Below are 13067 nucleotides of genomic sequence, written 5' to 3' on the forward strand. Positions count from 1 at the left end.
TTATTAAATTAAATTTTGGTCACTCTTAATTATTTAAGCTTTTTTTAATACAAACTAATGAACAATAGTTTTTATTATCAAACTTAGTAATTTGGGGTTTTATTAATCCACAATAAGAACAAGCTACTGAGGCTGCTTCCTTTTTATGACATGCACAAGGATTGAATTTATTTGCTCAGCATTTAATTAAATCAACATTAATACATTTAAAATGAAAGCCATCATCTGATACTACCCTAGAAAATTGAAACCCATCTTCTAAATCATGGTGACAAACTTTTTTATTTCGAACTTCAATCGGTTTATAATCATCGTTTCCACTTTTATTAATCACTTCTGATTCCGATTGATTACAAGCCACACAATTTAAAAAATCTAAATCCATTTCTTTTATAAAATGATTAAAATTCTTTGCAATCTGCTTCATTCAATTTGGATCAATAGGTTTTTTATCTACCACCTTAGATTTATATAAATTTTTATAATCCATTTTAACCACCCTCTATAAATAATTATGAATCAAATCTTTTATTTAAAAAATTCTTCACGCATTTTTTAGAACAAAAGATTTTATTTAAAATTTTAAGATATTCTGCATTTTCATCTATTTTAACTTTGCACTCTTCACAAATTAAACCAATAGAACTGTTATTAGAAATATAGGGATTTCTAGAATCATCTAAATAATTACATTCCTTACAAACATCCACAACTAATTTATTAATCTGTTGATTTTCTTGATCGATTCCTTCGACATTAAAACCCATCATTAAATCATAGACATTTATATCCTCAGACTTTTTATGTTGTTCACATTTTCGACACAAATAATCAACAATCTTTCCATCAGCAATCAATTGTTGGATAAAATTTAAATATAATTTTTTAAAAGTATCCCACTTTTTATAATTGCCTTTATTTACAACTTTATCTTGGGTTTGTTTTTTATTGTCTACATCGCCTTTATTAATGGCAAATTCTTTGATATCACTCATTCTATAACCCCTAAAATATTTATTAAACCACTATATATATTATACCAAAAAATCATTTTAATTGCTTTGAGTTAAAAATGAAAAACCACTTTTAATTATTAAAAGTGGTTTTTCATTTTAAAATTACTTAATTATTAAGCTAGGTTGAGTCATTTCTTTTGGAAGTTCTTCATTTAATAAATCCAAAATAGTTGGCGCGATCGCAGCTATTGAAACATCTTTTGTTCTTAATTTTAAATCTTTATTGGTAATAATGATCGGAACAAGCATTGATGTGTGTTTTTTGTTTGGACCACCATTTTCATCAAACATTACTTCCGAATTACCGTGATCAGCAGTAATAATTAAAGTTCCATCTTTTGATTTAATTTTGTCGTGCAACTGCCCTAGACACTTATCAACTGCTTTAACTGCTTTAATAGCAGCCTCAAGATTACCTGTGTGCCCAACCATGTCTGGATTAGCATAATTTAATATCACTACATCATGTTTATCTTTATCTAATTCCTTACATAATTCATCAGTAATTTTTTGAGCACTCATTTCTGGAGCTAAATCATAAGTAGCAACTTTAGGCGATGCAATTAAATTAATAGCAGCATTTTTTAAAGTAATTTCATCTGGTTTAGCTAAACCATTTTTAAAATAATCCTTCTTACCATCGAAAAAGAAAGTAACATGTGCAATTTTTTCTGTTTCAGCAATTCTTAATTGGTGGTAACCTTTTTTACTTAATCATTCACCTAGCGGATTTATTACTACTTGTTTTGGAACAATAATGTGATCTGTTTTTACTGAATCTGAATATTCAGTCATTGTTGCAAAATAAATATCTTTCAAAAAAGGTGTCGCTTTTCAAGCGTAGTTTTTATTGGTAAAACCACTTGCTAATTGAATTGCTCTATCTGGTCTAAAATTTGCAAAGATGACACTATCTTTTTCTTTGATATAACCGTTTGGTGTGTTGGCGTTGAAACCTGGTTCAATAAATTCATCATTTCGATCTTTTCCGTATTCTTGATCTACATATTCCAATGGGTCGTTAAACGAATTTCCTTTACGACTAACTAACGTGTCATATGCTTGTTGAGTTCTTTCGAAACGTGTATCACGGTCCATTGCATAATATCTACCTGAAACAGACGCAATTTCCCCAAATTTTAGTTCAACCTTTAACTTATTAAACGTTTTAATATATGTTTTAAGGGCTTTTGGTGCAGTATCTCTTCCATCGGCAAAAATATGGATATATATTTCTGTTAAACCCTTTTCAATCGCTAACTTATAAATTGCTAGTATATGTTCCATATGTGAATGAACTCCACCATCAGAGAATAATCCCATAATATGTAACGCACTACTATTGGCTTGCACATTATTTATTGCCCCTAAAATTTCTTTATTTTGTTTAAATTCACCTGAAGCAATTAAATTATTAATCAGTGACAATGATTCATATTGAATACGTCCAGCTCCAAGGTGAATATGCCCCACTTCTGAATTACCCATTTGACCTTTTGGTAGTCCGACCCATTCACCTGCGGCATTTGCTTTTATTCATGGATATTCCTTTTGTAATTTTTTTACATTTTTCATATCTGCTAATTCAACAGCATTCCCTTTTGATTGATCATTTATACCTCAACCATCAAGAATTGCTAACACAATTGGTTTTTTCGCATTCATTAAGTATCGCTCCCCCTCTTAATTATTTTACTAAACCTAAAAACATTTGTGGTTCTAATGATGCACCACCCACTAATGCACCATTAATGTTTGGTTGTTCTAAAATTCCTTTGACATTTTCTGGTTTAACACTTCCACCATACTGAATAGCTATTTGATCTGCTACCTCTTGATTATAAAGACTTGCTAAATGATCTCTAATATTTTTAATTGTTGTCTCCGCAATTTCATTAGTTGCAGATTTACCTGTTCCGATTGCTCAGATTGGTTCATATGCAATTATTATTTTTTGAACTTGTTCTTCAGTGATATCTTTTAAAGCTTTTGTTAATTGATCATTAACAAATTTTTTAGTTTGTTTTTTTTCAAAAACTGATAATTCTTCACCACAACATAAAATAGGTGTCATACTTAATGATAATAATTTTTTTAATTTTTTATTAACGGTTTCATCAGTTTCATTGAACATTTGACGACGTTCAGAATGACCGATAATTACGTGATGAACGCCAATTTCTTTTAACATTTCTGCAGAAATTTCTCCTGTAAATGCACCTTTTTCTTCAAAGTGACAATTTTGAGCGACCACTAATAAATTTTTAGTGTGTTTTACAGCAGTTTCTAAATTCAAAGCAGGAACAGCGATTCCTGCTACAACATCTATTTTTTTACATTTCTTATCTACTTCTTTAATAAAGGCGATTGTTTCGCTATTTGTTTTATTCATTTTTCAATTACCGATAATTATATTTTTCATAAATTCTCCTTATTTTTTATGATTTATAACAATACATAAAAAAACAAAACACTTTAAAAAAGTCGTTTTGTTCTAGTTTGCATTATATCTATAAATTATTTTAATGCTTCTTTCGCTTTAGCAAAAGTTTCTTCTAATACAGCACATGATTGTTTAAATTTAGTTTCTTCTTCTTTAGTGATTGGTAGTTCTAACACAGAGCTTCAACCATTTTCATTGATTGTAGCATGGACACCTGTGTATAAATTTTTTACTCCGTATTCACCATTTAGTTGTGCACCAACAACCATCACTTTATTCAAACCATTTAAAATAGATTCTGAAATTTGGCATAATGAGACACCAATTCCGTAGAAAGTGGCTCTTTTGTTATCAATAATTTTATAAGCCATATTAACTGCTTCATTATGAATTTCATCTAATTCTTTTTGAGTAATTTTACCTTCTTTGATAAAAGCTGACATTGGTTTACCTTCAACTGTTGCTGTTGATCATAAAGCAACAGAAGAATCCCCATGTTCACCAACAATGTAAGCTTGAACTGAAGTTGCGTGTACATTTAATTTATTCGCTACTAATCTTCTTAAACGAGCTGAATCCAATCAAGTACCTGAACCAACCACTTTATGTGGATCAAATCCAGTAACATGTTGATAAACATTTGTAATAACATCAACTGGATTTGAAGCAATTAATGTTACTCCTTTAAACCCTGATGCTTTAACTTGGGTTGCGATTTCTTTCATTATTTTTGCATTATCAGCAATCATATCAATTCTAGTTTCACCTGGTTTTTGTGGTCTTCCAGCAGTAATAACAACTAGGTCAGCATCTTTACAATCTTTGTATTGCCCCGCAGTTATTGTAGCATATGACTTATCTAAAACAGCTAAAGTATCTGCCAAATCTAATTGGTTTCCAATTGCTGCCTTTTCAAAAATATCGATTAAAACATAATCTTGTGCTAATTGCTGATTAATTGCTGAATAAAGAAAACTGGTACCAACAGCACCACAACCAATTAAAACAACTTTTCTTTTTGACATTTTTATATTCTCCTTAAATTTTTATAAATTCATTATATACATTTTTTTATTTTTTGTATAATAAAAAAAGAGGTATAGAAATGAAACCAATGAATTATTTTTTCTCTAATTGAGAAAAAGACAAACTGAAAATTGACAAACAAGGGATAACATTTATTGAAAATGTTTTTTTAGAAAAAATAAATTTTTATAACGAAAAAACTAAAAAATATTATTTATTGAAAATAATTTCTCGTTCAATTTTTTGAAGTATGCACATCTTAACTATTCTGTCGATTATTTTAGGATTCGGAATAACATGAAAGGACCAAACTGGGACTGAGACAATATTTGGGATTATCATGGCAGTGTTGCAAGTTTTGGCATGACCATCTTTTTTTGCTGGAATGCATTTCAAGAAAAGTTGGAAACATAATCACACTGCCTTTGAATCATTAAAATTATCTTATCAAAAATTTACCGTTGGTTCTAATGACAGTACAAAACAATTTATTGTAGAATGTGAAAAAATAATAAATCTTCACAACAATTGAAAAAATAATAAATAAAAAATGAAATCCAATTGGATTTCATTTTTTATTTATTATTTATTATTTTTAAAGGCAATTTCACCTTCTGTAATAGTTAAATAAACTTCATCTTTTTTATCTAACACTACTAAATCTGCTAATTTACCTACAGCAATTGAACCTGTTTGTTCAAAAATATTTAATTGTTTGGAAACATTAATAGAACTCATATAAATCATTTGTGAATAATCTAAATCATTAATTTTTTTCATTGTTCTAAAACAATGGTCATAAGTTGCGCCTGAACCAGCCAAGATATCAGTTCCTTTTAGTGTCACTTTTTGACCATGTTTTTCAACATCTAAAGGTCCTAATTTATAATCGCCATCAGGCATTCCTTTCGCATTCATTGCATCCGTTACAATGATAATTTTTTGAAAACCTTTTGAACGATAAATTAATTTAATGACTTCTTCTTTTACGTGGATTCCATCTGAAATTAATTCACAAACTACACGATCATCAATTAGTGATTGTGTAGCAACACCTGGATTGTGTTGTTGGACCCCCGACATTGCGTTAAACAAGTGAGTAACATGAGTAACCCCTTTATCAACACCTTCTGCCTTAAAGTATTTTGCAGTGGTGTTGGTATGCCCAACTGATGGTAAAACATTATTTTTTAATAAAAAATTAGTAAAATTTGATTTATCACGTTCAATTGCGTAAGTGATCAATCTAATATTTTTATCAGATGCCTTTATTCATTTTTGAAAAACTTTTTTATCAGCATCTTTTAAATACTCAACTTTATGAGCACCACGTTTTTCTTCTGAAATAAAAGGACCCTCTAAATGAGCACCTATTTGCCTAGCTTGCGGACCTTTGTTTTCAGTGTTCATTCAAATAGCATAATTACTTAAAGATGATTCAATTAAATCATATGGTTGAGCAACAGTTGCTTGACAATATTTTGTCACCCCTTCGCTCGCTATTTTTTTGGCGAAGGCGCTAAATTTAGCAGAATCACTCGATTCAAAATCATACCCATAACCACCATGAACGTGGCAATCAATGAATCCAGGTAATATCACTTTATTTTTTAAATCAATTCCATCACCTTTATATTTTCCTTCATTAATTGATTTAATTTGTGAATCCTCAATTTCTAATCAACCCTCATTGATAACTTTTTCTTCTAAAATTATTTTTGCATTGTAAAGTATCATTTTTATTCCCTCTTAATAAATAATTGTATTTATTAATTATATATTAATTTGATAAAAAAATTAAATTTCATAATTATCTCTTAATTCGTCACGATAAATGTTATTTTGAAATTTTTTTTGAGAATCAAAAGAAAGTTAAATTTGACATCACTAAACTAATTATAATATATGAAGCAATTAACAAATTACGATTAATTAAATCAACAGTTTCAATATTTAAAAATTTAACATTTAAATCATGTCTTGGTTGATCATCATTTGGAGGAATAGGTGTTGATATATTAGTAGATAATTTTATGTTATCAACAGAAATAGTAGAAATCATATTACTGTTTGTAGTGATTTGTTTTGGATCTTGCAAATTATAACCATAAAAAATAGCAGTTAACTGATTTATTGGATTTAAAATATACTCTTTTCTAATTTTTTTATTATAATTTTGAATTATATCAATTCCATAGTTTGGATTTTCATTGTTTGCCATAGTTTCTAAAATATCCAAATAATAAGCTGAACCTGTATTTGCCCAAGGTTGATAATAATAATTATTATCACCAAACATCATTTCTAAACCAATCATATCTGTGTAAATATGTTCAATTGAATATTTAAAAACATCTTGAATAGTGCCCGGATTTTCATTTTGAATATGTCAATTGTTTTTAAAAAATTCTTCAAAGAAAAAACTGTTTTGTTCTTTTTTATAATTATTATCTGCACTTAAATTTAATACATTATTGGCAATATCTATTAATAAAGAACATTTTGTGTCTAAACTGTGATAGCAGAAAAAATTAAAATATTGTTGACCTACCAAATTTCTAGTATCAGTACCTGGATTATTATTACTATCATTTCAATTTGGAATTGATAAATTTTTAAAATATTCATCATAAATTTGTGTTCAAGTTTGAATTAATGCAGTATCACTAAATAAGGTTGAAAACATATTATTTCATTCAGTGTTATAGTTAGTATCGATAACATTTGTTTTTTTACCATTTGAAAGTTGATGTAAATCTTTATCAATATCCTGAAAAATCAGTTGTCCTAATTCATCTTCTTCTAATTGATTATATAAATTTTTATCATTTACCAAACAAACTAATTTATCTCTTAATTCTGATTCTTCTGTATTATATCCATTCAAAATCATTGGTAAAATAGAAGCTAATGCAATAAAAATAATTAATAAGATGGAAACAAATATATTACCTTTACTATCTTGAAACATGAAACCTAAAATAATAGTGAACAAAATTGATGTTGAACCAGTCAATAATAATCATGGATTATTAGCTAAAAATAATTGGTATGCTGTTCCATGCAAAATATCATTGCTACAACCATAAAAAATAGCACCCATGACAGCATTTATACTAATACATATTCCAAGGCAAAGGTATAAATATCCTAATCTTGAAAAAAAGATATTTACTTTTGAGTAACCATAATGCATTTCTATTTTATGCATATTATTCTTAATATCACCAATTAATATTTTTGATGTCAAAAGTATAAAAACTACTGCAATGATAATTGATAAAAGAAGTGTAAATCAAACATATTTTTCACTTATAAAATTGCTATCATTGTAACCTAATTCATCTATTTTTAAATTTACTATAGAATAGATATTTAAAATTAAACTTATAAAAATAAATGTTGCCAAACCAATTAGTGAAAATTTGAGATTTGTTTTATTCTTAACAACTACTCTAAATGGTAATGATTTTTCATAAATTTTAGTTTTCATTTAAAATTAATATCTCCTTTTATTATTTATAATGATTTTTCTTAAATAAGAAGTAACCCAATCCAGATGCAGCATTTGAAATTAAAATATATGTTACATATAAAATTTCAGTAGGATATACATTATGCTTGTCATTATCTTTAATATTTCAATCAATTATCGAAGGACAATATGATGCAGAACAATTAATTAAATCACCATCATTACTATCATAATAATTAATACCATTAAACATATTCATAATTTGTACCATAGGATTTCAAATTAAATTTTTAGTAATATTTTTCTGCAATGATTCTTGTCATGATGATTGTTGTTGCAATTTAATTTCACTTGCCAAATCTGCATTAATAACAGCGGTTTCTAATACATTTTCAATATACTCAATTGGTGATAAGGGTTGGAGAGTTTGAACATTAAATATATATGCCATGTTAATAATTTGAGTTCCCAGAATAATTTGTTGTGAATAATACATTGTGGCGTAATTTGCATTTTGACCAATAAAATTTATAAACGGATCTTCGCTAGATAAAAGACCTGTTGATAATGTATTTGAATAATTTACATAATAATTTGGGTTATCTATATTTTCATAATCAGGAACATTAATTCAATATTGTTGATAAATTGAATTTATTTCTTGTTCAATTGCCTTTTGTCATTCTTGATCATTTGTATATTTGTTTTTACTTTCATCAATACTTTGTTGTAATTGATAATTATGTTCTTCTGAAATTATTAAGGTAGCGTAATCGGATGCAGAATAATATTGATATCGCTCATCTACTATTTTGATTGGTTGTAATAAAGAATAATACAATGACAAACCTAATATAAAAATAAATAAAATAGTAGTTACAACTGAACTGAATTTTTCACCAGTCAATAAACCTATAATTAATCCAAGACCTGAAATTACAAAAGCTACTAACGCCAATCAACCAATATTTTCAATGAATAATTTATAACCAAATAATTTATCTGCGTCATTCACCGCTGAATAAAATAAAAGACTGATAATAGTTTGTATAACTAAAAATAGACAAATATATAGTCATAATGCAATTAATTGAGAAAAATAAATATTTGCAATTGAATAACCATATCGTTGTTCTGTTTTTATATAACCTTTTTTGGGATTAGATATTAATAATTGAATTGATAAAAAACCAAATTGAATAATAAAAATAATGGATAATACAATAGTTTCAACTGTATAATAATTGGTCATTTTTTTAAGGTCATTAATATAATTATCTAAATTCACAATAGAGTTAATGTGGAAAGAAATTAAAATAATAATAAAAATTGAACCAACAATTCAATTAAATCTATTATTTAAAATATCTTTACAATTAGCATAAAAAGGATAAAAATATTTTCATTTATTAGCTGAATTTGATTGTGTTAGATTATTATTTTTCGTCTTTTTTAGTTGCATATTTATCAAAATTTCCTAATTCCACTTTACCTATTGTATGATTTAAAAATATTTCTTTAAGTTCTTTTGATTCTCTATTAGAAACATTGTTATTATAAACAACTTTTGAATCATGAATTATAATCATATCGTCTAAATATGAAGATAATTCATTTATTAAATGACTTACTAGAACCAAAATCGTTTCTTCGCCCTTTAATTTAATAATATTTTTGATTAATTCATCTTTTTTTGAAACATCTAAATTAGCAGTTGGTTCATCAAAGAAAATAATTTTAGGTTTTAATGCTAAACATAAAATTAAAGAAACTGTTTTCTTTTCACCAGAAGATAACGAAGCAATAGTTTGTTTTTTATAATTTACTTGCGGTAATAAAATATTGAATAATTCTTTAGTTTTTTCGCTAAATGCTTTTGAATTACATTTTACATAATTATTAATATGACTAAAATATTCTTTAATTATGTATTGATTTGGTAAATCAATATTTTCTGGAAAAAAGAACATTTGACGATAATCTTGAATATTGATTGGATGATTATTAAAAATAATCTGTCCTTTTTGGAGTGGTAATTCATTAAAAATAGTTTTTATTAAAGTAGTTTTTCCTGCACCATTTAATCCAAACAAACCATAAATAGTATTTGATTTAAAATCTAAATTAATATTTTTTAAAATTGTTTTTTTACCAAAACCACAAGTGGCATCTTTAATTTCTAATAACATATTTATTCCCCTTGTTGTTTATTATCTTTACGAATTGATTCTAGAAAAATTGTTTTTAATTTATTTCTTTCATCTGACTTAACTGGTGCATCATAAATTATTTTGTGATTGTTTAAAATAATCATTTGATCAATATAAGGGGCTATTTCTTCTATTAAGTGAGTCATGAATACAATAATATTATCTGAATTTTTGATTTTCATAATACTTGATAAAATTAATTCTTTATTTTTTAAATCTAAATTAGCAGTTGGTTCATCAAAGAAAATGATTTTAGGTCTTAATAATATACAACCCATTAATGAGACTAATTTTTGTTGGCCTGAAGATAAATTTTTAATTCTTTTTTTCTTAATATTTACATTAGGGAGTAACTCTTGACCTAATTCCACAACTTGTTTTTTAAATTTTTTCATATCATTATTAGCTAACAAATTTAATTTGGATAAATAATCATAAACCAACATTTCTTTTGGTAAATCAGGATTATCTAGAAAATAGTACATTTCTTCATAATTATGTATGTTAATCAAATGATCATCAATAAATATACTATTATCAGATTTTTTAACTTCATTAAAAATACATTTTGCTAATGTTGATTTTCCTGCTCCATTTATTCCAAATAATCCATAAACTTGATTTGGATAAAATTTTAAACTCACATCATTTAAAATATTTTTTTTACCATAAAATTTGTTTATTTCTTTTATCTCTAATATCATAAAAATCACCACAATAATAATTTTAATTATATTAATTAAAAATAGTATACATCATAGATGTATTTAATAGTCCATTATATAATATATTGATTTCACCTAATACTAAAATAGTATTTGATGTAGATATTAAATATTCACCTGTTTCATTGATATAATACGCAGACTCATAATATTCGTTGCCAATGTGGTGAGATACAAACTTAAATTCACTATTTTTTTTAATACCAGTTTGTAATGTACTATTTAAATCTTCTAAAAAAATTGGATTATTAAATATTAGTAATTGTGAAAATACTATTTCTTTTTCATTTGCTCCTGTCCCTGATAATTCAAGAGAAGCATTAATGAAATTACTTATAAATCAATGCTCTTGAATAGAATTTAAATAATATTGATATGCTAATTCGAACAATGAGTCTAAACTTATAATCATATAAGAATCATTTAAAGTTGACAAAATACCTGAAACTGGTAAAACATTGTTTTTAATATTAAAATCTGAATTGCTTCCAGAACCATTAAAATCTGAAATTTGAAATCCTAAAAGAGATGCATGATTTATAACACTTAATGTATCTTTACTATATGAAACCTTTGCTTCTGCATAAAAATTTATAATATTTTCATCTTCACTTCATTTATAACCATATCATAATTGAATATGAGTTTTTCTTTTTGTATCTGATCAATCAGTGACAATTACCATTTTATTATTATTGTTTATGTTAATTGAACCTGAATATTCTCCATAAGGTGCATTTTTTCCTGCTGAATTAGTTCATCCATTTTTACTATCTCATCCATTATATGCAACATTAAAATTACAATTTCAAACATTATAATTATTTATAAAGTCTTCTTTAGAATCGGAATAATCATTTATATTAATTTGTGCAATATTAACATCTCCACCAAGTCAAGTATCTTTTGGTCCATTGCCATTATATAAATCAATTACATTATCTTTTGGTGCCCAAGTATCACCTGAGCTATCAACATATGCCCTAAATTCTGTTAAATCATTATTATTATTATTATCAAAATTATCAATAATTTTATTTTTAGTTTGATAATCATTTTCATTTTTTAAAACAAAATTATTTATATCAGCGTTTGCACCAAATATTGAAGAAAAAGTAATAACTGTAATTAATAATATACTATTCATTTTTTAACACCTATCTCTTTTATTTATAAAGATATAATATTTATAATTTTAATTATACATCTATAAATAAAAAAACTAGTCAATAAATTGACTAGTATCTTTTGCTTATGGTGGTCCGAAACAGACTTGAACTGCCGACACTTTGAGCTTCAATCAAATGCTCTACCAACTGAGCTACCGGACCAATGGCGGTCTTGACGGGATTTGAACCCGCGATCTCCTCTGTGACAGAGAGGCATGATAACCACTTCACTACAAGACCTTTGGTTGCGGGGACAGGACTTGAACCTGCGACCTCCGGGTTATGAGCCCGACGAGCTACCAACTGCTCCACCCCGCGATATATGGCGGAAGATGAGGGATTCGAACCCCCGCGCCGGTTCCCCGGCCTGTCGGTTTTCAAGACCGATCCCTTCAACCAGACTTGGGTAATCTTCCAAAATATGGTGGACCCTGTAGGATTTGAACCTACGACCACCCGGTTATGAGCCGGGGGCTCTGACCAACTGAGCTAAGAGTCCTTGGTAGCGGGAAAGAGATTTGAACTCTTGACCTTTCGGGTATGAGCCGAACACTCTAACCAGCTGAGCTATCCCGCCGAAATAAATTAATAAATGCTTTATAAATGGTGGACTCGAACGGGATCGAACCGTCGACCCCCTGCGTGCAAGGCAGGTGCTCTCCCAGCTGAGCTACGAGCCCAATGGTCGGGAAGACAGGATTCGAACCTGCGACCCCTCGGTCCCAAACCGAGTGCTCTACCAAGCTGAGCCACTTCCCGAGTATTGGTGCGCCCAGAAGGATTCGAACCCTCAGCCTCTTGATCCGTAGTCAAACGATCTATCCAATTGATCTATGGGCGCAAATTGAAAAAGCAATAATTAAATTGTATATCAATAATTTTGCTTTTTCAATAATAATTTATAATTTGGAGGTACCAGTCGGATTCGAACCGACGGTCAGGGAGTTGCAGTCCCTTGCCTTGGCCAACTTGGCTATGGTACCAGAAACAATTAAAATATAAC

The 13067-nt window shown here is 27.7% G+C and carries 12 protein-coding genes and 10 tRNA genes; 1 reads left to right on the forward strand and 21 read right to left on the reverse strand.

Features of this window, described 5'->3' with window-relative positions; all coding sequences use genetic code 4:
* Positions 1-25 precede the first annotated feature (25 nt).
* The 5 genes from AAHM77_RS02855 to AAHM77_RS02875 all read right to left on the reverse strand — a co-directional run bounded on the left by AAHM77_RS02855 (position 26) and on the right by AAHM77_RS02875 (position 4490).
* Positions 26-490 (reverse strand): hypothetical protein, encoded by a 465-nt coding sequence (locus AAHM77_RS02855; protein ID WP_342252631.1) that lies wholly within the window; start codon positions 488-490, stop codon positions 26-28.
* 22 nt (positions 491-512) lie between these two features.
* A complete protein-coding gene (locus tag AAHM77_RS02860; RefSeq protein ID WP_342252632.1) occupies positions 513-995 on the reverse strand; it encodes a hypothetical protein in 483 nt (160 codons plus the stop codon).
* A gap of 123 nt (positions 996-1118) precedes the next feature.
* Positions 1119-2681: a 2,3-bisphosphoglycerate-independent phosphoglycerate mutase gene (gpmI, locus tag AAHM77_RS02865; RefSeq protein WP_342252633.1), complete on the reverse strand. Its 1563-nt coding sequence runs from the start codon at positions 2679-2681 to the stop codon at positions 1119-1121.
* 22 nt (positions 2682-2703) lie between these two features.
* Positions 2704-3438 carry a triose-phosphate isomerase gene (gene tpiA, locus AAHM77_RS02870; RefSeq protein ID WP_342252634.1) on the reverse strand — a complete coding sequence of 245 codons (735 nt, stop codon included), beginning with the start codon at positions 3436-3438 and terminating at the stop codon, positions 2704-2706.
* 95 nt (positions 3439-3533) lie between these two features.
* Entirely contained in the window at positions 3534-4490 is a 957-nt protein-coding gene (locus AAHM77_RS02875; protein ID WP_425288824.1) for an L-lactate dehydrogenase, read from the reverse strand.
* Positions 4491-4564: 74 nt separating this feature from the next.
* Between AAHM77_RS02875 and AAHM77_RS02880 the strand changes: the two genes are divergently transcribed.
* Complete coding sequence (locus AAHM77_RS02880) at positions 4565-5032, forward strand: hypothetical protein (protein ID WP_342252636.1); 468 nt, start codon at positions 4565-4567, stop codon at positions 5030-5032.
* A 35-nt stretch (positions 5033-5067) separates the two neighbouring features.
* On the opposite strand, the gene nagA is transcribed toward AAHM77_RS02880, so the two are convergent.
* From nagA to AAHM77_RS02960, 16 genes are all read right to left on the reverse strand, one after another.
* Positions 5068-6222, reverse strand: coding sequence for an N-acetylglucosamine-6-phosphate deacetylase (gene nagA, locus AAHM77_RS02885; protein WP_342252637.1), 1155 nt, complete (start codon positions 6220-6222; stop codon positions 5068-5070).
* 100 nt (positions 6223-6322) lie between these two features.
* Positions 6323-7978: a hypothetical protein gene (locus tag AAHM77_RS02890; RefSeq protein ID WP_342252638.1), complete on the reverse strand. Its 1656-nt coding sequence runs from the start codon at positions 7976-7978 to the stop codon at positions 6323-6325.
* A 22-nt stretch (positions 7979-8000) separates the two neighbouring features.
* Entirely contained in the window at positions 8001-9422 is a 1422-nt protein-coding gene (locus AAHM77_RS02895) for a hypothetical protein (RefSeq protein WP_342252639.1), read from the reverse strand.
* On the reverse strand, positions 9397-10149 hold the full coding sequence (locus AAHM77_RS02900) for an ATP-binding cassette domain-containing protein (protein ID WP_342252640.1): 753 nt from the start codon (positions 10147-10149) through the stop codon (positions 9397-9399). Before AAHM77_RS02900 ends, AAHM77_RS02895 begins: the two co-directional genes overlap by 26 nt.
* 2 nt (positions 10150-10151) lie before the next feature.
* On the reverse strand, positions 10152-10874 hold the full coding sequence (locus AAHM77_RS02905; protein ID WP_342252641.1) for an ATP-binding cassette domain-containing protein: 723 nt from the start codon (positions 10872-10874) through the stop codon (positions 10152-10154).
* Positions 10875-10905: 31 nt separating this feature from the next.
* Complete coding sequence (locus AAHM77_RS02910) at positions 10906-12042, reverse strand: hypothetical protein (protein WP_342252642.1); 1137 nt, start codon at positions 12040-12042, stop codon at positions 10906-10908.
* 108 nt (positions 12043-12150) lie between these two features.
* A tRNA-Phe gene (locus tag AAHM77_RS02915) sits at positions 12151-12226 on the reverse strand.
* 2 nt (positions 12227-12228) lie between these two features.
* Positions 12229-12304: transfer RNA gene (locus tag AAHM77_RS02920), tRNA-Asp, on the reverse strand.
* Positions 12305-12306: 2 nt separating this feature from the next.
* Positions 12307-12382 (reverse strand) — tRNA-Met (locus AAHM77_RS02925).
* A gap of 5 nt (positions 12383-12387) precedes the next feature.
* A tRNA-Ser gene (locus AAHM77_RS02930) sits at positions 12388-12480 on the reverse strand.
* Positions 12481-12486: 6 nt separating this feature from the next.
* A tRNA-Ile gene (locus AAHM77_RS02935) sits at positions 12487-12563 on the reverse strand.
* A gap of 1 nt (position 12564) precedes the next feature.
* Positions 12565-12641 (reverse strand) — tRNA-Met (locus AAHM77_RS02940).
* A 27-nt stretch (positions 12642-12668) separates the two neighbouring features.
* Positions 12669-12744 (reverse strand) — tRNA-Ala (locus tag AAHM77_RS02945).
* Positions 12745-12746: 2 nt separating this feature from the next.
* A tRNA-Pro gene (locus AAHM77_RS02950) sits at positions 12747-12823 on the reverse strand.
* Positions 12824-12828: 5 nt separating this feature from the next.
* A tRNA-Arg gene (locus AAHM77_RS02955) sits at positions 12829-12905 on the reverse strand.
* 66 nt (positions 12906-12971) lie between these two features.
* Positions 12972-13047, reverse strand: a tRNA-Cys gene (locus tag AAHM77_RS02960).
* Positions 13048-13067: the final 20 nt, after the last annotated feature.

The sequence above is a fragment of the Spiroplasma endosymbiont of Amphibalanus improvisus genome, assembly GCF_964030645.1.
Classification (GTDB): domain Bacteria; phylum Bacillota_I; class Bacilli_A; order Mycoplasmatales; family Mycoplasmataceae; genus CAXIPX01.